General features: G+C 51.4%; 21 protein-coding genes. 4 read left to right on the top strand and 17 right to left on the bottom strand.

Annotated features, from left to right (window positions below):
• Positions 1–139: 139 nt before the first annotated feature.
• From hydG to ACZOWY_RS04905, 3 genes are all read left to right on the top strand, one after another.
• Positions 140–1,579 carry a [FeFe] hydrogenase H-cluster radical SAM maturase HydG gene (hydG, locus tag ACZOWY_RS04915; RefSeq protein ID WP_484393411.1) on the top strand — a complete coding sequence of 480 codons (1,440 nt, stop codon included), beginning with the start codon at positions 140–142 and terminating at the stop codon, positions 1,577–1,579.
• A gap of 93 nt (positions 1,580–1,672) precedes the next feature.
• Positions 1,673–3,667, top strand: coding sequence for an ABC transporter ATP-binding protein (locus tag ACZOWY_RS04910; RefSeq protein WP_484393409.1), 1,995 nt, complete (start codon positions 1,673–1,675; stop codon positions 3,665–3,667).
• Positions 3,660–5,474: an ABC transporter ATP-binding protein gene (locus ACZOWY_RS04905; protein ID WP_484393407.1), complete on the top strand. Its 1,815-nt coding sequence runs from the start codon at positions 3,660–3,662 to the stop codon at positions 5,472–5,474. The genes ACZOWY_RS04910 and ACZOWY_RS04905 overlap by 8 nt, the downstream gene beginning before the upstream one ends.
• Positions 5,475–5,489: 15 nt before the next feature.
• Here ACZOWY_RS04905 and ACZOWY_RS04900 read toward each other — a convergent pair whose 3' ends face one another.
• Positions 5,490–7,823, bottom strand: a complete 2,334-nt coding sequence (locus ACZOWY_RS04900; protein ID WP_484393405.1) for a DNA topoisomerase 3 — start codon at positions 7,821–7,823, stop codon at positions 5,490–5,492.
• A gap of 333 nt (positions 7,824–8,156) precedes the next feature.
• On the opposite strand from ACZOWY_RS04900, the gene ACZOWY_RS04895 reads away from it, so the two are divergent.
• Positions 8,157–8,891, top strand: a complete 735-nt coding sequence (locus ACZOWY_RS04895) for a CpXC domain-containing protein (protein ID WP_484393403.1) — start codon at positions 8,157–8,159, stop codon at positions 8,889–8,891.
• Between the two features lie 43 nt (positions 8,892–8,934).
• On the opposite strand, the gene ACZOWY_RS04890 is transcribed toward ACZOWY_RS04895, so the two are convergent.
• The 16 genes from ACZOWY_RS04890 to smc all read right to left on the bottom strand — a co-directional run bounded on the left by ACZOWY_RS04890 (position 8,935) and on the right by smc (position 23,821).
• Positions 8,935–10,449: a YifB family Mg chelatase-like AAA ATPase gene (locus ACZOWY_RS04890; protein ID WP_484393402.1), complete on the bottom strand. Its 1,515-nt coding sequence runs from the start codon at positions 10,447–10,449 to the stop codon at positions 8,935–8,937.
• Between the two features lie 114 nt (positions 10,450–10,563).
• A complete protein-coding gene (locus tag ACZOWY_RS04885; protein WP_484393507.1) occupies positions 10,564–10,962 on the bottom strand; it encodes a YraN family protein in 399 nt (132 codons plus the stop codon).
• A gap of 42 nt (positions 10,963–11,004) precedes the next feature.
• Positions 11,005–11,859: a ribonuclease HII gene (locus tag ACZOWY_RS04880; protein ID WP_484393400.1), complete on the bottom strand. Its 855-nt coding sequence runs from the start codon at positions 11,857–11,859 to the stop codon at positions 11,005–11,007.
• A 283-nt stretch (positions 11,860–12,142) separates the two neighbouring features.
• On the bottom strand, positions 12,143–13,006 hold the full coding sequence (gene ylqF / locus ACZOWY_RS04875) for a ribosome biogenesis GTPase YlqF (RefSeq protein ID WP_484393505.1): 864 nt from the start codon (positions 13,004–13,006) through the stop codon (positions 12,143–12,145).
• Between the two features lie 7 nt (positions 13,007–13,013).
• Entirely contained in the window at positions 13,014–13,565 is a 552-nt protein-coding gene (lepB, locus tag ACZOWY_RS04870; protein WP_484393398.1) for a signal peptidase I, read from the bottom strand.
• A gap of 136 nt (positions 13,566–13,701) precedes the next feature.
• A complete protein-coding gene (gene rplS / locus ACZOWY_RS04865; RefSeq protein WP_484393397.1) occupies positions 13,702–14,043 on the bottom strand; it encodes a 50S ribosomal protein L19 in 342 nt (113 codons plus the stop codon).
• Positions 14,044–14,189: 146 nt separating this feature from the next.
• Positions 14,190–14,918: a tRNA (guanosine(37)-N1)-methyltransferase TrmD gene (gene trmD, locus ACZOWY_RS04860; RefSeq protein WP_484393396.1), complete on the bottom strand. Its 729-nt coding sequence runs from the start codon at positions 14,916–14,918 to the stop codon at positions 14,190–14,192.
• Positions 14,915–15,421: a ribosome maturation factor RimM gene (gene rimM, locus ACZOWY_RS04855; RefSeq protein WP_484393395.1), complete on the bottom strand. Its 507-nt coding sequence runs from the start codon at positions 15,419–15,421 to the stop codon at positions 14,915–14,917. Before rimM ends, trmD begins: the two co-directional genes overlap by 4 nt.
• 8 nt (positions 15,422–15,429) lie before the next feature.
• Positions 15,430–15,840, bottom strand: coding sequence for a YlqD family protein (locus ACZOWY_RS04850; RefSeq protein WP_484393394.1), 411 nt, complete (start codon positions 15,838–15,840; stop codon positions 15,430–15,432).
• Positions 15,841–15,874: 34 nt separating this feature from the next.
• Positions 15,875–16,105, bottom strand: a complete 231-nt coding sequence (locus tag ACZOWY_RS04845; protein WP_484393393.1) for a KH domain-containing protein — start codon at positions 16,103–16,105, stop codon at positions 15,875–15,877.
• Between the two features lie 19 nt (positions 16,106–16,124).
• Positions 16,125–16,397: a 30S ribosomal protein S16 gene (gene rpsP / locus ACZOWY_RS04840; RefSeq protein WP_484393392.1), complete on the bottom strand. Its 273-nt coding sequence runs from the start codon at positions 16,395–16,397 to the stop codon at positions 16,125–16,127.
• 105 nt (positions 16,398–16,502) lie between these two features.
• Positions 16,503–17,852: a signal recognition particle protein gene (gene ffh / locus ACZOWY_RS04835; RefSeq protein ID WP_484393391.1), complete on the bottom strand. Its 1,350-nt coding sequence runs from the start codon at positions 17,850–17,852 to the stop codon at positions 16,503–16,505.
• 71 nt (positions 17,853–17,923) lie between these two features.
• Positions 17,924–18,328 (bottom strand): YlxM family DNA-binding protein, encoded by a 405-nt coding sequence (gene ylxM, locus ACZOWY_RS04830; protein ID WP_484393384.1) that lies wholly within the window; start codon positions 18,326–18,328, stop codon positions 17,924–17,926.
• A gap of 122 nt (positions 18,329–18,450) precedes the next feature.
• A complete protein-coding gene (locus tag ACZOWY_RS04825) occupies positions 18,451–19,146 on the bottom strand; it encodes a DUF554 domain-containing protein (RefSeq protein ID WP_484393383.1) in 696 nt (231 codons plus the stop codon).
• Complete coding sequence (ftsY, locus tag ACZOWY_RS04820; RefSeq protein ID WP_484393381.1) at positions 19,147–20,073, bottom strand: signal recognition particle-docking protein FtsY; 927 nt, start codon at positions 20,071–20,073, stop codon at positions 19,147–19,149. It lies immediately after the preceding gene.
• 157 nt (positions 20,074–20,230) lie between these two features.
• Positions 20,231–23,821 carry a chromosome segregation protein SMC gene (gene smc / locus ACZOWY_RS04815; RefSeq protein WP_484393378.1) on the bottom strand — a complete coding sequence of 1,197 codons (3,591 nt, stop codon included), beginning with the start codon at positions 23,819–23,821 and terminating at the stop codon, positions 20,231–20,233.
• Between the last annotated feature and the right edge of the window lie 39 nt (positions 23,822–23,860).

The raw sequence follows: 23,860 nt of genomic DNA, 5'->3' as shown, positions 1-23,860 counted from the left end.
GTCCTTTCTTTACATCCATGCATTTTAAGAGTAAAATATTATAATAGAATGTAAAGCATTTGCATGCGAATTTAACGTACAAATGAAATAACGCAACGATTTATTTATTAGACTGTTCTAAAGAAAGAAGGATTCCATTATGTATAACCCCAAGTCATTACTGGCCGATGAGTTTATCGACCATCAGGAAATTCTGGACACGCTGGCCTATGCTGACGCCAACAAAGATAACAAAGAATTGATCGAAGGCCTTTTGGAAAAAGCCCGGCCCCGCTGGACCAACGGGCAGCTGAACTGCACCGGCCTCACCCACCGTGAAGCTTCTGTCCTTCTGGCCTGCGAAGATCCTGCATTAAACGAAAAGATGTTTAAACTGGCGGAAGAAATTAAGAAAGCGTTTTACGGCAACCGCATCGTCCTTTTCGCCCCACTGTACCTTTCCAATTACTGTATCAACGGCTGTGTGTACTGCCCCTACCACAGCATCAATAAAAACATCCCCCGGAAAAAGCTGACGCAGGAAGAAGTAAAGCGTCAGGTGATCGCGCTGCAGGATATGGGGCACAAGCGCCTTGCGCTGGAAGCCGGCGAAGATCCGTTCCATAATCCCATCGAATACATTCTGGAATGCATTAAAACGATATATTCCATCAAGCACAAAAACGGCGCCATCCGCCGTGTCAATGTGAACATTGCGGCCACTACGGTGGAGAATTACCGCAAACTGAAAGAAGCAGGCATCGGCACGTACATCCTGTTCCAGGAAACCTACCATAAGGAAAGCTATCTGAAATTGCATCCCTTCGGCCCCAAGCATGATTACAACTACCATACGGAAGCCATGGACCGGGCCATGGAGGGCGGCATCGACGATGTGGGCCTGGGCGTATTGTTCGGGCTGGAACTGTACCGTTATGAATTCGCCGGTCTCTTAATGCATGCGGAACATCTGGAAGCGGTCCACGGCGTAGGCCCCCACACCATCAGCGTGCCCCGCATCAAAAAGGCGGACGATATCGATCCTTCCGTCTTTGACAACGGAATCTCCGATGATATTTTTGCCAAGCTGATCGCCCTGATCCGCATCAGCGTTCCCTACACCGGCATGATCATCTCCACCCGGGAAAGCCAGGAAGTGCGTGCCCGGGCGTTGCATCTGGGTATCTCCCAGATTTCCGGCGCATCCCGTACTTCCGTCGGCGGTTACGACGAACCGGAACGTCCCCACGACACGGAGCAGTTCGATGTATCTGACCAGCGCACGCTGGATGAAGTCATCGCCTGGCTCATGGATATGGGCTTTATCCCGTCCTTCTGTACTGCCTGTTACCGGGCGGGCCGCACCGGCGACCGTTTCATGAGCCTGTGCAAGACGGGGCAGATCCAAAACTGCTGCCACCCCAACGCGCTGATGACGCTGAAAGAGTTTCTGGTGGACTACGCCTCGGAAGAAACACGCAAAAAAGGCAACGCTATGATTGCCAGGGAGATTCCCACCATCCCCAATGAAAAAGTCCGTTCCGCTCTGGTGAAATATCTGGAACGCATCGAAGGCGGGGAACGGGACTTCCGATTCTGATTCCAATTTCTTTATTAACACCCGGTCTGTACTCCTGTGCGGCCGGGTATTTTGTAAATTGAGGCAAACGGATTTGGAAATAAAGGATTTATTATGTGGCAATACATAAAACGTTATGCACATTTTGCAATCATCGCCGCGCTGTTCATGGGCGGCGAGGTACTGATGGATTTAATACAGCCGGGCCTGATGCGCCGCATCGTGGATGACGGGGTGCTGGGACTGAACAACAACGGTGTGGGCAACCTGGAACTGGTCTGGCGCCTAGGTACCCAGATGATCGGCATGGTCCTTATCGGCTGCTGCTTCGGTTCCCTGAACAATGTGTTCGTCAACATGGCCAGCCAGAACATGGGCAACGACCTTCGCAAAGATACATTCCGAAAAATCATGACGTTCTCCTTTCCCCAGATTGAAAGCTTCGGCGCCGGTTCCCTCATCACCCGTATCACTAACGACGTGACCCAGGTGGAACGGCTCATCGCCCAGTTTGTACGGGGAATGGTACGTACAGTGCTGATGACCATCGGCAGCCTGTACTTTATGTATACCCTCAGTCCGGATTTTGCCTTTATCGTACTGTGCGCCCTGCCCTTCATCATCGGCACTATGGCCTTCTGTCTGCGCAAGGTAAACCCGCTATTTGCCCTGCAGCAGGAAAAACTGGACATTGTGAACGATGTGCTGCAGGAAGATATTTCCGCTATCCGTATCATCAAGGCCTGCGTGCGGGAAACCTATGAAAAACTCCGTTTCGGCAAGGCCAATGGCGATCTGATCAAAACCCAGCTGAAAGTCCTGCTGACACTCGCGTTTATGGGCCCCGTGGTCAACATGCTGATGAACCTGACCATCGCGGCCATTCTCTGGTACGGTGCCAGAGATGTGCTGGAAGGAACCGCTTCCCCCGGCAGCATCATGGCAGCTATCACCTACACGACACAGCTGTTAATGGGCATCATGATGCTGATGATGCTGTTCCAGAACATTTCCCGGGGTTTTATTTCCTGGAAACGGCTGGCGGCAGTATTGCATTTGGAACCGGAAATTAAAGACGGAACCTATTATGAAAATGCCGACGGCAATATTTCTGCAATATATTTTGAAAACAAAGCGGCAACAGAACGGCTTCCTGAAAACACAACCGTAAAGAAAAAAGGCCTTATCGAATTCCGTGACGTTTCCTTTGCCTATCCCGGCAGCAACAAAAATGTACTGGAACACATTAATCTCACCATTGAACCCGGTGAGACCGTCGCCATCATGGGTTCCACCGGCAGCGGCAAGACCACGCTGATCAATCTCATCCCCCGTTTTTACGACGTAACGGAAGGCAGCGTCCGCATCGACGGCGTAGACGTGAGGGACTACAAAGTCAGCGATCTCCGCAGCAGGGTCGCTGTCGCGCTGCAGAAAAGTGAACTGTTCAGTACGTCAGTGAAAGAAAATATCGCCTGGGGAAATCCGGACGCCGAAAACGACAGAATCGAACATGCAGCCCATATCGCCCAGGCCCATGAATTTATCGCGCCGCTGGAACAGGGGTATGATACTGTTGTAGCCGAACGGGGCATGAGCCTCTCCGGTGGGCAGAAGCAGCGTGTTGCGCTGGCCCGGGCCGTGTTGAAAGAATCTCCCATTATGATCTTTGACGATGCTACCAGCGCGCTGGATCTGAAAACGGAAGCCAACTTTTATAACGAACTGGCAAAAACAAGTCCTGACAGTACAAAGATCATCGTAGCGCAGCGCATCGCTTCCGTACGGCGCGCTAACCGCATTTTAATACTGGAAAACGGAGCAGTCGTTGCAGAAGGAACCCATAAGGACCTGTTAAAGAACTGTGCTATTTACCAGGATATTTATCAGTCCCAGGTAGGCGATATAAAGCAAGAGGAAATCATAAGCCAAAATGAAAGGATGCTACAGTCACAACACAAAAATGCAGTACAAACACAAAATATCACTCCAACGGAAGTAAAAGAGAATTTTGTTTCACAGATACAATCGCAAAATGCGGCGCAGGAAAAAGAGAATACTGTAACGCACTCTTCCCGGACTGGAGAGGAGGTGAGCGCACATGGCTAAAGAAATTAACAGCCAGGCCCCGCAGCCCGGCATCGGACCCCGCCGCGGCAACCGGTTCGCGGAAACGGAATACGCCAAAGACATAGGCTGGACCTTAAAACGCATCGCTTCCTACTTCATAAAAGAAAAAAAGCTGGTTTTCGGTATGCTGGCAGCAGTGCTGGGCGGTACCCTTGCGGGTATCTACGCGCCCATGCTCCAGAGTAACGCGGTGGATATCATCGCCGGACAACGTAACGGTGATCTGAAAACGACACTGGTCTTCATGCTGGCGACCTATCTGGCAGTGAGCCTCATGCGACTGGCCCAGGGTGTCTTCAGTGCGAAACTGAGCCTTCGCATTGTAAAACGGTTCCGGGAGGAACTGTTCGGCAAGGTCATCGACCTGCCTGTCAAGTACACGGATACACATTCCCACGGCGACGTGATGAGCCGCATGACCAACGACGTGGAAAACATCTCCACCACTGTTTCCCAGGCCCTGCCCTCTTTGTTCAGCGGCGTGCTGACCATCATCGGCACAGCGGCCATCATGCTGTGGTACTGCTGGCAGCTGGCACTGTTAAGCTGCGGTACCATCTTCCTAACTGTCATCGTTACCCGTCTGCTGTCTTCCTTTGTGCGCAAATACTCCAAAGAACGGCAGACTCTGCTGGGCAGTATGAATGGAACCGTAGAAGAAATCGTCAACGGCTACCGTACTGTTGTAGCCTATAACCGGCAGGACCGGTCCGCGGAAAAATTCTGTGACATTTCCGACAGACTCACAAAATCAGGTATCCGCACCGAGGTCTGCAGCGGCATCATGGCCCCGGTCATGAACTGCATCGGCAACATCGGTTTTGTCGTCATCGCAGCTTTCGGCGGCTACTTTGCCATCCACGGCATGATCTCCGTGGGCGTCATTTCCGCCTTCATCGTGTACGCCAAACAGTTCAGCCGTCCCATCAACGAAATCGCCCAGATCTACGGCCAGCTGCAATCCGCCATCGCCGGCGCCGAACGGGTCTTCCAGGTACTGGACGAGACCAGCGAGGATCTCTACGGACTGGTATGGGAAGACCAGGAACATGTTTCCGTCCGCTTCGAAGATGTGGATTTCGGTTACGTACAGGGCAAACCGGTGTTGAAGGATTTCAACCTCACCATCCCCGCCGGCAAAAAGGTGGCGCTGGTAGGCTCTACCGGCAGCGGCAAATCTACCGTGGTCAACCTGCTGATGCGCTACTACGATGCGGACAAAGGTGCCATCTGGATCAATGATCAAAACGTAGAAGAAATCACCCGGGACAGTCTGCGCAAGCATGTTGCCATCGTGCTGCAGGACACGGTCCTGTTCTCCGATACCATCCACCGTAACCTGCAGTACGCCAACGAAAACGCAACGGAAGCGGAAATCAAAAAAGCAGCGGAGATGAGCCGCTGCCATGAAATGATCGAACTGCTGCCCCAGGGCTATGAAACCCTGCTGACCGGTGCCGGGGAAAACATCAGCCAGGGCCAGCGACAGCTGTTGGCCATCGCCCGGGCCTTTGTGGCCAACCCGCGCATCCTTATTCTGGACGAAGCCACTTCCAACGTGGATACCCGTACGGAAAAGGCTATCCAGGACGCTATGCTGGAAGTCATGAAAGGTCGCACCAGCATCGTCATCGCCCACCGCCTATCCACCATCCGGGATGCGGACCTGATCGTAGTGCTGGACCAGGGACGCATCGTGGAACAGGGCAGTCACGACGAACTGCTGGCACGCCGGCAGAAATACTATGATTTGTATATGACGCAGTACGCCGGGTTCGCGACGTAACACAGCACAACCTTTTCAAATCTTCGGCTTTCCTTTACTGTCTTTATAAATCGTCCTGCACTGCGGGCAGGCCCAGAAATAACCGTACCGGCTTTTCTTTTTTTCCAAGATTGCGTTGTCTTTCGGGCAGTGTTCAATCACCGGGTCCCCTGCTTTGTCCGTGGCATAGTACGCGGTCTTCTTTGTCACCGGCGATACACAGGTTTTATCGTCACAGACATAAAAATACTGTTTCGTTTTGGGGGAGTAATGGCATCGCAGCGTTTCTTTGCCGCAGACCGGACAGGTAAATGTCTTCGCCGGCGTTTCTTCCTGCTTCTTCTTCAGTACCGGCTGTCCCTTTTTATCCACATCATAATAGACAGGCTTGCCCGTCACCGGCGACACGCACGCCGCATTATCACAGACAAAAAATGTTTTCTTTGTTTTCCGGGAATAATGCTTCACCAGATTTCCTGTTTGGCAAATTGGGCATTTTATCAGGTTATCTCCCGGGAACTGATGCGCTTCCGCGTACTCGATATTCCGGTCGATAGTGTCGTAAATATCTTTTTTGAATTTTTCCACGGAACCTTCCCCTGCCGCAATCTCCGCCAGGGCAAATTCCATTTCCGCTGTCGTGTCCGGCTTCGTGAGGGTTACGTCCACGTTGTCGATGAGCCGGAACCCAAGTTCCGTGGGTACCAGTTCTTTCTTCACTTTTTCCATGAAGGGCATCTGGCTCTGTTTGCCGGCACGGACGCCCTGCAGTTCGGAAATGATGGTATCGCGGGTGGCAGGCGTGCCGATGCCTTTCACTTCCTTCAGTTTCTCCCGGTTGGGATTCTTCGGATCCATGAAGCGGTAGATGTTAGCCATAGCTGCCAACAATGTACCTTCCGTAAAGCGTTTGGGCGGTTTCGTTTCTTTTTCCAGCAGATCTACCGCGTCCGGCTTGCCCAGGTTTTCGTCTTTTACCAGGTCGGGCAGGGACAGGTTTTCCTCATCCGTGTCAGTGTCAGCAGTATCTTTCTTTTTACTCTGGCTCGTAAACATCGCTTTGAAGCCCGGTTTCAAAATGGCTTTGCCGCTTCCTTTGAAAAGTTCGTCCTTAAGCAGGATTTCAAAGGTAATGGTTTCAAACTCACAGGGCGGATAAAACTGCATCACATACCGCTCCGCGATCATAGTATAAATCTTTTCTTCCGTGGCGCTTAGTTGCTGCGGTATCTCCCCCGTGGGAATGATGGCGTGATGGGCCGTTACTTTTTTGTCGTTCCACGCCCTGGAGTACAGGGAAACATCTGCCGTTGCAGCGCCCCGCACATTACGGGAGGCCAGACTTTTCAGAATGCGGGGTGCATCCTTATGCTGGGCCCGGGGAATATAGTTGCAGTCGGACCGGGGGTAAGACACAAACTTTTTCTCATACAGCGACTGCACCGTGGACAGCGCCTGTTTGGGTGAAATCCCGAAACGGGCGTTGGCCTCGACCTGCAGCGTATCCAAAGAATACGGCAAAGGCGGTGCCTCTGTTCCCTTTTTCCGCGTCACCTTCTGTACGATTCCGTCCGCAGGAAGTACCTTTTCCCGAACGGCTTCCGCTGTCTGTTTATCTAACAGTCTTCCTTCTTCGTCTAACGCAATCTTTTTCTCATCCGGCTGCCATAATGCAGTAAACTTTATTCTGTCTTTCGTAAAAGCCGCTTTCAGTTCATAATATTTGCGTACTTTAAAATTCCTGATCTCTTTTTCCCGGTTGACTACTAATGCCAGTGTCGGCACCTTCACACGCCCGATATTCCAGACGGCTCCCGGCGAAAACTTTGACGCATTGGTAGTATAACAGCGGGTCAGGTTGATCCCCACCAGCCAGTCGGCCTGCTCCCGTGCCAGACCCGCTGCGTACAGGTTTTCATATTTTGCATTGTCTTCAATACTCTCAAACGCCCGCTTCATGCTGACATTGTCCTTGGCGTTGATGAGAAGCCGTTGCACCTTTCCTTTGTAGTTGCAGTAATGCAAAATTTCTTCAATTAATAACTGTCCTTCCCGGTCCGGATCGCCCGCATGAATGACCAGACCGGCTGTTTTTAAAAGGTCTTCCAGCACGTTAAACTGGGCACTGGAACGGGAAATCACCTCATGTTTCCACGTCTCCGGAAAAATACGGTAATTGCTCCACTTTGCGTACCGTTTATCATAGGCTTCCGGCGTCGCCAGCTCCAGCAGGTGCCCTACCGCCCAGGAAACGATTGTGTCGTCCTTGCGGTAAAAACCTGCGCCTTTTTTATAACCGCCGGACGGCCACAGGTAGCCTGCGATAGCATTGGCGATGTCCGGTTTTTCTGCAATATAAAGTGTTTGCATATCATTAAATTGCCTTTCTTAATTTATTATTTTTCAGTACTGTTTCCTGGACAAACTTCATTCAGCGTCATCTGTAAATGCTTGTCCCAGTTGCATTACTCTTTTTAAATCTTTTTCAGATTATATAAAACCTGTTGATTGTTTCCGATTGATTATATCATACCCTGCAGTCAAAAGAAAAACTGCAGAACAGAAACAAGTAACCCCGCATCTTCCTTTTTTTGAAAATATCATGGTATAATGAAAAAGAGTTTTCGGAAGACTCGCATTGCAAAACAGGCCTGATTCCTCTCAGTACTTTTACAGCAATTACTACAGCAAGGAGAGATTCAAATGTCTGATGTTACAAAGAAAATGATACTTTGCCCACATTGCCACCGTACAGCTTATTTTAATATCTGGAACAGCATTAACACAAATACCGATCCGGATACATTCGAACAGGTCCGTAATCTTTCCCTGTTCCGATTCTGCTGCCCTTACTGCGGGCAGACATCAACAATCAATTACTCATTTCTTTATCATCAGATGGACCGTTCCCTGTTTATCTATTACGTTCCGGAAGATGAAGATATAGAACCCGTTGAGCAAATACTGGGAACCATATTGAACGGCAAACAGCAAGATAAAAGTCCCGATTCCGGTGCAGAACAAGCCGGAGATGCAGCACTGCTTAATGCATTAACTAATTACAGATGCCGGATCGTGCGGACCCATAAGGATTTCCTGGAAAAGCTGGCTATATTGGATGCCGGGCTGGATGACAGACTGGTCGAACTCACAAAAGTCATGTTAGGCGCTCAGGCTGAAAGGCAGCTGGCTGAATACGGGTTCCGCGTAAAAGGAGCAAGCTTCCTGTTTAACCGGGAAACACGGGAAATGGGCCTTATGTATGAGGATAAAAACAGCAGTCAGACTGCTACGGTTTCTTTCGACCAGCATGTAGCGAATGTTTATAATCAATTAATTGATAAATACAGTTCCGTACTGAACGGTTCGCATCAAAAGGATACTGTCATTGACTGGAATTGGGCTTCCGGCATTTTTAAAGAGACCGGTTCAAGCTGAACGAGGCAAAAACTAATAATAAAAGTTAAATTATTCTATAAACTTACTGCACCTGCGTCCTCAACTGAATCGCCTCCGCTATATGGGCAGGTTGGATTTCGTCACTTCCTGCCAGGTCCGCAATGGTGCGGGCCACTTTCAGGATCCGGTCGTAACTGCGGGCGCTGAGTCCCAATTTGCAAAATGCGTTTTCCATCAACGTGTTGCAAGATGCATCCAGTTTGCAGAACCGTTCCACCTGCCGGTGATTCATGGCCGCGTTACAGAAAACACCGTACCGTTTTAAGCGTTTCAGCTGGATGTTGCGGGCCGCACAGACACGTTCCCTGATCTGCGCTGATGTTTCCTCCGCTTCTGTAACCTGAAGATCTTCATATTTCACCCGGGGCACATGGATCTGCAAATCGATCCGGTCTGACAAAGGACCGGATATTTTTCTTTGGTACCGTTCAATCTCAAAGGGACGGCAGGTACATTCTTTCGTCTCGTCACCAAAAAAACCGCATGGACAAGGGTTTTGGGCACAGCATAAAAGGAATGATGCAGGGAAAACATACGATCCCTGAACCCGGCTGATTGTTACGGCGTGATCCTCCAGCGGCTGACGTAACACTTCCAGCGCAGCTTTGGAAAATTCCGGGAACTCGTCCAAAAACAGTACGCCGTTGTGACTCAGGGTGACTTCGCCGGGCACAGGCTCTTTCCCTCCTCCAATAAGAGCACTTAACGTAATGGTATGATGTGGGCTGCGGAAAGGGCGCTTGTTGATAAGTCCGGCCCGGTTGTTAAGCAGTCCGGCGATGCTGTAGATTTTAGTTACTTCCAACGCCTCTTCCTTTGTCATAGGCGGCAAAATTGTGGGCAGACGACGGGCCAGCATGGTCTTCCCACTGCCGGGGGAACCTGTCAGCAGAATATTATGCCCGCCTGCCGCCGCAATTTCCAGCGCCCGTTTCACCACCTTCTGTCCATGGACATCAGAAAAATCTATTTCATCATTATCCGGTTCCGAAAGTTCCAGTTCCCTATGCTGCAACGGTTCCAGACAGGGCCGGAGCAGATGGGTCACCAACTGCTTCAAATGGACCGGCGTATAAATCGTAATATCATCAACCAGTCGGCCTTCTTCCCCGTTTCCCTCCGGGATAAAAATTTCCGACATACACTGCCGCCGGGCTTCCAGCACCATGGGCAGGACCCCGTTTACTTCCCTGATTGCTCCCTCAAGGGAAAGTTCCCCAATAAAAACCTTATCCTGAACTTTATCCTGAGGCAGCACTCCGAGAGAAACCAGAATCCCGATAGCAATGGGCAGGTCCAGCCCGCTTCCATCCTTCCGCAAATTGGCCGGCGCCAGATTCACCGTAATCCGGTTCTGCGGAAAAGGAAAGCCGGAATTCTTCAATGCCGTCCGCACCCGTTCCCTGGATTCCCGAATCGCCATGTCCGGCAGTCCCACAATTTCGAAGGCCGGCAACCCCCGTTCAATATCTACCTCCACTATCACTCCTGCGCCATTTAACCCTATGGGCGTTTCGCCTGACACTCTTGCGTACAAATATCATCACCTTCCTTGATTACGTACTATTTTTCTTTCAAACTCCCTGTAATGATTTAGATTTCTTCAGCGATTACCGCTAGACCAGACGGATGCGCTATTGCAAAGCAGAACTTAAAAGCAGTTTTTCAGCCAGCGGATTTTCGCCGTTTTACCTGCGACCCACACTTCAATCACATCAAAACACAAATCGGAATAATACTGTTCCTGCTCCTGCAGCCAGATTAATGCGGTTTTCCGTAACTTCTGCTGTTTTGTATAGGTGACTGCTGCGCCGGGAGTCCCATAGTCCGTTCCGGTCCGGGTCTTCACTTCTACAAAATGTACACAAATTCCCCGTTGCTCCTGCACATCGCCGTTCATTTTCTGAAAGAAATCATCATTAAACCACGTTTCATTCTCAACATCATCCGGGTCCGGTTTTACTGCAACCAGGTCCAGTTCCCCCCAGCGGCTGTAATAATTCCGCTCCACAACGTGCAGACCTTTCCGCTCCAGAAATTCTGCGGCGATTTCTTCACCCCGTCTGCCGATTTCCTTTTTGGTTAAAATAATCTACGCCTCCAAATCTTCCAGCAATGCCTTCAGTCCTGCGTCTTCTTTTCCGTTTTCCGGTTCAAACAGGTAATTGTCCCGTTCTTCCACCGGTGAAAGATTCATGCTGCGGATCGGTTCGTAGCTGCGGCGGTGGATCTTCGTGGCACCGAACTGACGGATTGCATCCATGTGCAGCTGGCTGCCGTACCCTTTGTTTTTTGCCAGGCCAAATTGGGGATAAACCCGGGCCAGTTCCTCCATGAGGCGGTCACGAGTAACTTTTGCTACCACAGACGCAGCTGCAATAGACGCGCTCAGCGCATCACCATGGATGATGGGCACGGTTTCAATGCCTTCCACATGGGGATGCATGGCATCCACCAGCGCTACCTGGGGACGCACACGTATCTGGCGCAAAATCTGCTCCATCCCTTCCTGTGTCGCATGATAAATATTTTCCTTATCAATATTGGAAATGCTGACAACATTGACCAGCACGGCAACCGCTTTCTCCAAAATTTCCGGGTACAGCGCCTCCCGCTTTGCTTCGCTCAGCTTTTTGCTGTCGTTTAAGCCGGCAATGAATACGTTTTCCGGCAAAATAACGCCTGCAATAACCAGCGGACCTGCCAGCGGACCACGGCCCGCTTCGTCAACGCCCACAATATATCGGATACCGGGCAATGCCATGTATTCTTTTTCATAACTCAGCATGTTGGCAAAACGCAGGCGTTCCTGTCGTTCCTTTTCCCGTTTTTTATCGTAAGCCGCCAGCAGTTTCTGCACACCGGCCCGTTCGTCCTGCCGCATTTCATGCATCTGTTCTTCAGTCGGATTTCCGGCTAATATGGCTTTAATTTCCGCTAATTTCATCTTATCCTCTCCTGTTTTTATAGCTTCACTAAATTTTACCCCGAATAATACTGTTTTTGCAAGAATACGCCGACGAAAAATACGCCTCATGACGTTAAAGAACCATTGTTTCATTCGTCCGCCCTCGTTTCGATGCATTTCATTGCCAATAGTTTGTCCATGCTTCCATCATAGCCCCGATTCCCGCAATAAAAAAGCCGGCGTTAAGCCGGCAGTTTCATTTTGTTTGTTCAGATAATTATCCTTTGCTTTATGCAGATAACTGTCTGTTCAGAAGAATCGTTTATATTGGATCATCCAACGTAAAGCGCCCCATCTTTGCAGTTTTAAATTCATACAGGACCATCTGCTCTACCTTATTCAGGTCAAGAACGCCGCCGGCTTTCACACAGCCCCTCGCAGCACCGATTTTTTCCATAACCGTTTCCGCCGTATCTTCCGGGTCCAGTGTGATATGGTAAAACATAGCCAGCTGCTGCGGATATTTTTCCAGCATTTCCTGAAGCAGAAGGATCAACGCATCCCTGCGATCGTAGATATCGTCCTTGATTGCACCGGTCAGGGCCAGATGCAGGCCGGTCTCCGGATCTTCGAATTTCGGCCACAGTACGCCGGGTGTATCTAACAGCTGTAATCCTTTGGCAATGGTTACCCACTGCTTCTGTTTTGTCACGCCGGGGCGGTCGGAAGCAATGGCTTTCACCTGTCCGGCCAGCCGGTTGATCAGCGTGGATTTCCCCACATTAGGCACGCCCACGATCATAAGACGGACATCCCGGTTCCTGACACCTTTTTTCAGCCACTTCTCGGTAATGGGCCTCGCTGCTTCCTTCACCAGACTGATCATCTGCTTGACGCCTTTTCCGGTATGGCAGTCGATGGAACAGACAGGCACACCTTCCTGCTTCAGTTTCTGCAGCCATGCTTCCGTTTTGACCGGGTCCGCCATGTCCATTTTATTCAGGGCAATGACACGGGGTTTGTTCCCGGCCATCTGCCGTAGCATGGGGTTGATGCTGGAATCGGGAATACGGGCATCCAGCAGTTCCACAACCACGTCCACCAGGCGCAGCTGTCCTTCCATCATCCGCCGGGCCTTGGTCATGTGCCCCGGGAACCACTGTATCTTAAAATCCTTTACGTCCATGATAGCCTCACGGTAACGTGCGGAACCGTTCAAACGGCCAGAATACGACAGCGGCCTTGCCTTTTACCAGGCGAAGCGGTACGAAATCCACATCGGCGAACCGGCTGTCTTCGGAATTATTGCGGTTATCCCCCAGCACAAAGATGTGGTCCTTAGGCACCAGGCTCTTCCGGTAATTGGAATGGTTCAGTCCCTTCGGGTCTTCTTTCCATGTATAGGGCTCTTCAATTTTCTTTCCGTTGACCAATACGGCGCCATCGCGCATTTCCACCGTATCGCCGCCAACCGCAATAACGCGTTTGATAAAATCACGGCTTTCATCTTTCGGATAACGGAACACCACAATTTCGTTCCGCTTCGGATCTCCGACAAAATAACCGAATTTATTGACGATCAGCCGTTCCTGATTGAACAGCGTCGGGTACATGGAAGTTCCTTCTACTTTATACGGTTCAAATATAAACGTACGGATACAAAAAGCCAGCGCTACCGCAACGATTATAGATACGAGCCAGTCGTTTAACGAATCCTGAAAAGATCCTCCGGATTTATCGCTCATTTGGTTAACCCCTCTCAACATATAGCCAGACTATTCAGCGGCTTTGCGGGAGTTGTGCAACAGTAAAAAACTGTACCCCACATTCCGCGAATAACAAAAAAGAGGACTGCCTTTGCAGCCCCCTTTGTGCACTACGTTAGCGGCGTTCACGGATACGAGCAGCTTTACCGGTAAGGTTACGCAGGTAATACAGTTTTGCTCTGCGAACAATACCTTTGCGTGCTACGACGATCTTTTCCAGACGCGGGCTGTGTACCGGGAACGTTCTTTCAACGCCAATACCGTAGGAAATACGGCGGACGGTGAACATTTCGCGGACACCGGAACCACTCCGGGAAATAACTACGCCTTCAAATAACTGTACGCGTTCACGGGTACCTTCAACAACCTTTACATACACTTTAACGGTGTCGCCGGCACGGAACTCGGGGATATCAGAACGTAACTGTTCTTTATCCAGTGCTTCAATGATATTCATGTTTTCCTCCTAATTTCATAGACGTTCATGCGACTTACTTGTGCTGCACAGCGGACCGTCCGTTTTACACGTGTAGTATTTTACCACACAAGCACTTACGTTGCAAGTTTTTTTTACAAAATTTACAAGTATTTCTTACAACAAAATTATAATTCTTTCTTAATTTCTTCCAGCAGCTTCTTATCCTGCTTATCAAACTCTTCCGGAAGCAGATCCGGACGCAGCAGATACGTTGCCTTTAATGCCTGTTTTCGCCGCCACCGGGCAATCAGCTGATGATTGCCGTTGCGCAGTACTTCCGGCACTTCCAGGCCTTCAAACACCACCGGCCGGGTATATTGGGGATATTCCAACAGCCCGCTGGAGAAGGAATCCTCTTCGGCGCTGGCCAGCTTGCCCAGCACGCCGGGCACAAACCGGCTCACCGCATCCATGATCATCAGGGCTGGCAGTTCACCCCCGGTAAGGACAAAATCACCGATGCTGATTTTCATGTCCACCCAGTGATAAATGCGTTCGTCAAAGCCTTCATAATGCCCGCAGACAAAAATCAGACCCGTTTCGTTCTTCGCCCACGTTTCCGCCAGAGACTGTTTAAAGGTTGTCCCCCCCGGGCTCATGGCAATGACAGGAGCCCCCGGCACCCTAGCCCTGGCCAGTTTTATCGCTTCCACCACCGGTTCCGGCTTCAGCACCATACCCACGCCGCCGCCAAAGGGCGCGTCATCCACAGAATGATGCCGGTCCATGGAAAAATCCCGTGGATTGACACATTCCATCTGAATGATACCTATGTCCATAGCCCGCTTTAACATACTATGACCGGCCGCAGCTTCAATCTGTTCCGGGAACAGGGTGACAAAGACAAATTTCATCGTATATCTTCCTCGTCCCACTCAGGCAGGCGGACAATAATCTTGCCGTTCGGCAAATCGATCTCACGGATATTTTCGGGAATATTAGCTACCAGGATATCTTTACCTTCCGGAGGCTGGATCACATATACATCCCTGCTGCCGGTCTGAAGCACGTCTTTGAACGTGCCGATGCGGTTGCCCTCTTCATCCAATACCGGCAGCCCGATCAGGTCCCCTACATAGTAACGGCCTTCCGGGAGCTCCGGCATATCTTCCCGGTATACGGAAACCTTCTGTCCCCGCAGCTTTTCCGCTTCTTCTATGGAAGTAATCTCTTTTACGGTAACCAGCATGATGTTTTTATGGGGTCTGGCCTTTACGATCTGCAGCCGCCGGTCATCTGGCAACAGCAGGTAATCCATGTCCATGAACAGTTGGATATTGGAAGTCAGCGGCATAATACGTAAATCGCCCCGCACACCGTGCGGAGCGACTATCTGCCCTAATACAACTTTTTGCATCACAGTTCTCACATGCGGAAAGCGATGATCTTTCCGTCTTCCGTTAAAATCTCAGCACCCATCAGCGCCTGCAGGTTGTCGCCTACTTTGACTTCAACCATGCGTTCCATCGGCGTACCGTAGCCGATTTCCGCACCTAACTGCAACTCCTGGGCCTGCTTTAACTGGGCTTCTGCCTCTGCTTTTGCATCGGTGCGTTTCTTGCGTTCCACTTCAATCTGCTCGCGCAGGCGGGGAGCCGCGGAGAGATCGTTGGCAGCCTGATTCATAACCTGTTTTGCCTGAAAATCAAACTGATTCAGGTCTAATTCCATCTGCTTTATCGTGTTTTGGAGGTCTCCAATAATTTTCAGTTTCAAATCTTCCGTAACCTTTGCCTTAATGGCAACGGGAACACGGATCCACATAGAATCTGCCATAATTTACCACCTTTACGTTTAAGCTACGTATAATTTACTCAACGATCTCTACGATAACTTTCACATTTTCACGGGTTGCAACCGCCTTCATAACGGAGCGGATCGCTTTTGCAATACGGCCCTGTTTACCGATCACCTTACCCATATCTTCAGGGGCAACATGGAGGCGGAGTACAGTTGTTGTACCGGTTGTTTCCTCCTCCACTGTCACTGCAGACGGATTGCTAACCAGAGATTTGGCCATAACTTCTACCAATTCCTTCATGCAAATCACGCCCCCTTACTTATTTTGCGTTTTTAGCTTCAGCGAACTTTTTCATGATACCCTGTTTGCTGAACAGGCTTTTTACGGTATCAGTAGGCTGTGCGCCATTGCCCATCCATTTCAGAGCCTTTTCTTCATCAATCTTTACGGCTGCCGGATTGGTAGTCGGGTCGTAAGTGCCGATGGTTTCGATGAACCGGCCGTCACGCGGAGAACGCGCATCAGCTACAACTACACGATAGAACGGAACTTTTTTAGCGCCCATACGTTTTAAACGGATTTTTACTGCCATTTCAGTTTCACCTCCTTATACTGGATTCATTCTTTAGACTTATTCGCTAATTAGTTTTGAAGTACAGCCCTGATCACAGGTCTGTCTCTTCCCATAAGCTTACGCCTATTTATGCATAAAGGGAAGCATTTTGCCACCCTTTGAAGCAAACTTGGCCATACCCTGCATCTTCTTCATCAGCTTCTTGCTGTCGTCGAAGTTCTTCAGCAGGCGGTTCACGTCCTGAACCTTCATGCCGCAACCGGCGGCAATGCGTTTGCGACGGCTGCCGTTGATGATTTCCGGTTTCTGCCGTTCCTTTGGCGTCATGGAGCGGATGATCGCTTCCACTCTGGCGAATTCCTTTTCATCCACGTTGGCTTCCTTCAGCTTCTGGCTGATGCCGCCCATGCCGGGGATCATGCCCAGAATCGTATCCAGGGAACCCAGCTTTTTGATCTGCTGCATCTGCTCCAGGAACTGCTCCAGGGTGAACTCGTCTTTCTTGAGTTTCTTCTCCATCTCCAGCGCTTTGGCCAGATCGGTCGTATCTTTGATCTTATCGATCAGGGACAGGATATCGCCCATACCCAGGATACGGGAAGCCATGCGGTCCGGATAGAACGGTTCCAGCGCGTCCAGCTTTTCGCCCATACCTACAAACTTCACCGGACAGCCGGTCACTTCCCGTACGGAAAGCACCGCGCCGCCCCGGGCGTCGCCGTCCAGCTTGGTCACGACCAGGCCGGTCAGTCCCAGGTTTTTATTAAAGGTATCCGCCACGGTCACGGCATCCTGGCCGGTCATGGCATCTACCGTCAGCAGAATCTCGTGCGGATTTACTGTCGCTTTGATATTCTGCAGTTCTTCCATCAGCTTTTCGTCGATATGCAGGCGGCCGGCTGTATCGATGATGATCGTATCGCAGGCCAGATGCGCCGCTTTTTCCAGCGACTGGCGGGCGATTTCCACAGGGGATACTTCATTTCCCAGAGAGAAGACCGGGACGCCTACCTGCTCGCCCAGCACCTGCAGCTGGGTGATAGCAGCCGGACGGTATACGTCGGCGGCCACCAGCAACGGGTTTTTCTTTTTCTTCTTCAGGTTAAATGCCAGCTTACCTACCGTAGTGGTTTTACCTGTGCCCTGCAGACCAACCAGCATGATAATAGTGGGGGGCTTATCCGCCACCGTCAGCTTGGCCTGGGTACCGCCCAGAAGCTGCGTCAGCTCTTCATCAACAATCTTGATGATCTGCTGGCTGGGACTCAGGTTCTGCTGGATTTCCGCGCCTAATGCACGCTCTTTGATTTTAGCCACAAAGCTTTTAACAACTTTGAAATTTACGTCAGCCTCTAACAGAGCCATGCGGACTTCCCGCAATGGTGCCTTCAGATCCTCTTCTGTAATCTCCTTCGTGCCGCGAAACATCTTGATCGCGTTCTGCAGCCGTTCGGACAAACTCTCAAAAGCCATTCAGTTACCTGCTTTCATTTACTATTATAATGTAATGTAGCTTTTTAAATCTATATTCGTCTTGCAGGCATTCAATCGTTACCTGCTTCTTCCTGCAATTCCTGTATAATCTTCCGCAGACGGGCAATCTTTGTATTGCGTGCTTTGCTGTCGGACAGGGTACCCGTTTTGTCTTTACCCGTTTCTGCCGCGCCGTCCAGAATCGCCGCCGCTTCTTCGGTCAGTCTCCTTGTTTTCTCCATGCGCCGCAGAAAACCCAGTATTTCTTCGTAATGTTCCAGCAGTTGTTCCACCCGCTTCAGCAGATCGTGGACCGCCTGCCGGGACACGTTCATCTCTTCAGCGATTTCCGCCAGGGAACAATCTTCACAGAAGTACAGCTCCAGACATTGCTGCTGCTTTCCCGTCAGCAGGGCGCCATAGATTTCATACAGGCTGCCGAACCGGATCCGGTCGTTAAAATCACTTGCTGCCATGGTGTCTGTCTCATTCCCTTCTGCTTGAGGAAACGCGAATCAATTCGTCTGCTCAACATGAGCATTATACATGAACGAAGAAAAGCTGTCAAGTATTTTTGCTTGACAGCTTGAACATATTTTCAAAATCCCAGCGCCTGCATCAGCTTCAGCGCCAAAGGAACCACCAGCAGGCCCGGCAGATAATTTAGCACTTTCAATTTTGTCACATCCAGCATGTTAAAGCCGATGGCAAGGATCATCAGGCTGCCGGTACTCACCAGTTCCTTAATCAGCGTTTCGGATAAATAAGGGGCAATGTATTCCGCCAGCAGCACGATGCCGCCCTGGAAGACCAGGGTGAACAGCGCGGAGCCCATTACGCCCACGCCCATGGCCGCTGCCATAGGAATACCTGCGATCAAATCCAGCAGCGACTTGGTATACAGCATACTGAAATTACCCCGCAGTCCCGCGTCCAGGGACCCCACGATGGTCATAGCCCCTACGTTCATGATCAGGCAGGAGGTCACAAAGGCCTGGGCGATTTTCGCCCCTTCCCCCTTCCCCGTAAAACGGGAGGTCAGGAGTTCCGCGCCCCGGTTAATATGTCCGTCCACATCCAGCCATTCGCCGATAACGATACCCGCAATGGTAGATAAAATCAAAACCAGGATGTTCTCTTCCTCGATCATTCCCTGAATTCCAATGACGATGGTACACAGGCCAAGGCCCTTCATCATGGCAGCCGACATGGATTCGGGCAGCCCCTTGCGAAGCAGGAGCCCGATGGAGGCGCCGATGAGTATGGTAATGGTATTTACGATTACTGCAAACATTTACCCTTCTTCCTCATCTGTCGCAAATAACGCATCCACGAACTTCTCCGGTTCAAAGGGGCGGAAGTCCATAATGCCTTCCCCGACACCGATCCACTTCACCGGCAGGCCCAGTTCTTCCCGGATGGCCACAACCACGCCGCCTTTGGCCGTGCCGTCCAGTTTCGTCAGCACCACGCCCGTGATCTTGGTGGTTTCTGTAAACACCTTGGCCTGGGTAATGGCATTCTGCCCGGTGGTGGCGTCCAGAACAAGGAACACTTCATGGGGCGCTTCCGGTATCTCCCGTTTGATGATGCGGTCGATCTTGCCTAACTCGTTCATCAGGTTCACTTTATTGTGCAGACGTCCCGCCGTGTCAATGAAAAGAACATCTACATTACGGGCCTTGGCTGCTTTCAGCGCGTCAAACACCACGGCAGCCGGATCTGCTCCTTCCTCGTGAGCAATCACATCGCACTGGGCCCGTTCGCCCCAGATTTTCAGCTGGGCGGATGCCGCGGCCCGGAAGGTATCCCCCGCGGCCATCATCACTTTATAATTGAAGAGACGGAAGTAGTTGGACAGCTTGCCGATGGTAGTGGTCTTTCCCACACCGTTCACACCTACGATTAAAATCACCGTAGGATGCGCCCCGATCCGGGTACGAACGCCGTCGTCCTTCAGCATGGCCGCAATCTGTTTTTTCAAAAACGGCAGCACGTCTTCCGTGCCTTTAATCTCCCGGTTTTTCGCAGCCTTCCGCACATCTTCGATCAGCTTCTCCGTAGTTTTTACGCCTACGTCCGCCGTCAGCAGGATCATCTCCAGTTCTTCCAGAAAATCCTCGTCCACTTTGGCAGACATCCCCACCAGCTCCGTGATCCGGTTGGTGAAGTTCTGGCGCGTTTTGCTCAACCCCGATTTCAGTTTCTCAAAAAAGCCCATGGTTCTGTTTCCTTTCCCCGTTCTTTATTTGCAATTTACAGAGGGATTACCCTGCAAGCAGATCCTCTGCAGAATCTTTTTTCAGTAAATACATAACGCAAATCGCCTTCAAAAACACAGCAATGCAAGAAGCGGTCCCGTCCCGCAAAAGCACACGTTATCCCGTTGCGCCGCTTTCCTTAACCAGTTTATCGCTCATCTTTACGGAAAGAATCTTCGATACGCCGGATTCCTCCATGGTCACCCCGTACATGACATTGGCGGCTTCCATGGTCCCTTTGCGATGAGTGATTACGATAAACTGAGTCTGCAGGGCGTACCCTTCCAGAAATTTTGCAAAACGTCCGATATTGGCATCGTCTAAAGGCGCGTCTATTTCATCCAGAATACAGAAGGGAGACGGATGGTAACTCAGCAGCGCAAACAGTAATGCGATGACTGTCAGCGCCCGCTCCCCGCCGGAAAGCAGAAACAGGCTTTGCAGCTTCTTACCGGGCGGCTGGGCCTCGATGTCGATGCCGGACTCCAGGATGTTTTCCGGATCCGTCAGCTTCAGCATCGCGGTGCCTCCGCCAAACAACTGTACGTATGTATTCTGGAAAAAACCGTTGATCTTGCCGAAGGCTTCCTTAAACCGCCTGGTCATCCCCGAATTGATTTCCGAAATGACGGACTGCAGCTTGTCCCTTGCTTCACACAAATCGGTGTACTGCTTCTGCAGAAATTCGTAGCGCTCACTGACCGCTTTATACTCTTCAATGGCGCCGGGGTTCACCGGCCCCAGCTCCTCGATCTGCCGCTGCAGCGAAGCCTGCATCCGGCGCAACGCCGTCTCGCTTTTATCTTCCAGTACGCCTTCCGCTTTTGCCTCTTCCCTGGCTTCCGCCAGATTCACTTTATACTCTGAGGTCAGCTGTTCCAGCGCATTCTGGTAATCACTTTCCAGTTTGGCATTGTCGATTTCATTCTGGTGCACTTTCGTTTCCGCTTTCGACAGTTCGCTCCGCAGCGCTTTCAGCTTTTCACCGGCAGCCCCCTGCTTCTGGGTCAGTTCCAGCCGCTGCTCGGAATAATCATGCTGTCCTGTGATAATATCCTGCAATTCCTGCATCAGCGACCTGTTCCGCTCCGCCAGCTCTGTCTTTTTCTGTTTACTGTTTTCGACGGTCTGCCCCAACTTATCATGCTCTTCTGCGTTGGCATTGAAGTCGCCCTGCAGGCGCCCCAGATCGCCGTCCAGCTGTTTCATCCGTTCTTCTTTCATCTGGCGCTGGGTGTTGGCGGTCTCCGCCTGCACCCGGGCATCCTGCAGCCGTTGGGCCAGGGTCTCCAGCGCGCTCCGGTCCGCCCCAATCTTCTGTTGAAGCGAATCCAGGGTATTCTTGGCTTCCGTGTTAGCCGCTTCCATTTCCTGCAGCGGTTTCCGCTTATCTGCCAGAAGCTGCCGCACGGACAGATACTCGTTAGCCAGCTGGGTGCGGGTATCCACGGCCAGTTCCAGTGCCTCGTTCTCCCGTTTCAGTTCATCCGCCAGCCGCTGTTCCTCCGCTTTGATCTCGGTCAGGCGGATATTCTTCTGCTGCACCGTGTCCCGGAGTACAGCCAGCTGTTTTTCCTGTTCCTGCAGCGCGTCTTCCAGAACTTCCTTTTCTTCCTGGATAGCCAGCAGGTCTTTATTGTATTTTTGCAACAGCGTCTCCTGTTCCTTCACGTTCTTCTCCCGGGACAGGTAGCCTGCTTCTTTCTTCTGGCGGCTGCCACCGGTAAGGGAACCGCCTGCATTGACCATGTCGCCGTCCAACGTGACCACCCGCAGACGGAAGCCGCTTTTTCTTGCCGCCGCCAGCGCATGATCCATAGTTTCCGCTACCAGCACCCGGCCGATGAGGAAACGGAGAGCCGGTTTTACATGCTCATCACACTGCAGCAGGTCCGCCGCAAAGCCCCGTATGCCCGGCAGCTTAGCCAGCGTTTTTTCCTCTGCTTTCAGCACCGGTTCTTTGATGGTGTCCAACGGCAGGAAGGTAGCCCTGCCTTCACGGCGATCTTTCAGATACCGGATGGCCTGTTTTGCCGCATCTGCCGACTGAATGACCAGATTTTGCCCGCCGGCTCCCAGGGCCGTTTCTACAGCTGTCACATACGCCGGTTCAACGGAAATCAACGCAGCCGCCGGGCCGATCACCTCATCGCGCCACGTTTCCTGGCTTTGCATCACAGCCCGTACGCCATATCCGAACCCTTCCAGCGACTGCTGCATATCCTGTAACAGCCGCAGGCGCGATTCCACCGACGCAATCTGTGTCTGGCATTCGTTGTATTTTTTCTCCACTTCCTGAAAGACTTTGCGTTTGTCTGCCGCTTTGGCTGCCAGTTCGTTCCCTTCCTTTATATAACGGGTCACGTCCTGTTCCAGTTCCCCCTTCCGGGAGAGAAGCCCCCGCTGCTCTTCGGTCAGCTCGTTCACCCGCTGTTCCGCCGCGTCCACGTCGTCCTTCAGCCGGTTGCGGCGGTTCATACGCTGTTCCTGGGCCGCTTCCATCGACCGGATCTCATTGCGCAATTCTATCATTTTGCGCATATCTTCAAAGTTGCTGTCTGTCAGTTCCTGTATTTTCGCTTCATTCTCTTTTTGGGCCTGCAGCCGGTCTGCCTGCTGCTGCTCCAGATCCGTTACCAGCGCGGCAGCCTCGTCCCGTTTAGCCTCCAGCACGTCAAACTCCCTGGCCAGCGACTCCAGTTGGGCCGTCCACTGGTCGATCTGTTCCTGCAGTTTTTCATTCCGTTTGGCCAGATTCCCCTGCTGGCGGATGCTCTGTTCTATGCGTTCGTCCAGCACGGCATCTTCGCCCTTGATGGCTTCCAGGGCCTTTTCCTTTTCCGTGATGCCCGCCTGGATATGGGACACCTGGTCGTTTAACGTGTCCAGTTCCTGCTGCAGCCCGGCCAGGAGTGCTTCCTGCTTGCTCACATCCGTGCTTTTTTCCAGGAAAACCTGATTGCAGGCTTCCTGTTCCTGCTGCAGTTTTGCCCGGGCCTGCTCGATGGTCTCCACCCGGTTCACAAACTGGGTGAGCCTGCAGATCCGCAGCTTCCCGTTAAGCTCATTGAAACGCGTTGTCCGCTCCGCTTCCACACGCAACGGTTCCACACGGCTTTCCACTTCGCTTTTGATATCGTTGATACGGGTCAGGTTGTTGGCCGTATCGTCCAGACGGCGCGTAGCTTCCTTCTTCCGCATACGGAACCGGGCAATTCCCGCCGCCTCTTCAAAGATGGAACGCCGGTCTTCCGGCCGGCTGTTCAAAATCTCGTCAATCTTATTCTGCCCGATGAGGAACATGGCGCCCTTGCCCATGCCCGTATCCGCCAGCAGATCCAGTATATCTTTTAATCTGCAGTTTTTCTTGTTAATAGCGTAATCACTGTCGCCGGAACGGTACAGACGTCGGGTAATGCTCACCTCGTCAAAATCCAGCGGCAGCATATGGTCCCGGTTGTCGAACACCAGGGTGACTTCCGCCACGCCCAAAGGCCGGCGTTTGCTGGTACCCGAAAAGATAATATCCTCCATTTTGCTGCCACGGAGGTATTTGGCGCTCTGTTCGCCCAACACCCAGCGCACCGCATCGGAAATATTACTTTTTCCTGAACCGTTGGGGCCTACCACCGCCGTAATGCCCGCACCGAATTCCAGAGCGGTGCGGTCAGCGAAGGATTTGAACCCGAAGGCTGTAACTGATTTCAAAAACAAAACGGATCACCTGTTATAGAGAAAAATGATATT

The sequence above is a fragment of the Succiniclasticum sp. genome (assembly GCF_056977735.1).
Note: the sequence above shows the minus strand (reverse complement) of the source record. Positions and strands in the feature narration are given on the sequence as shown.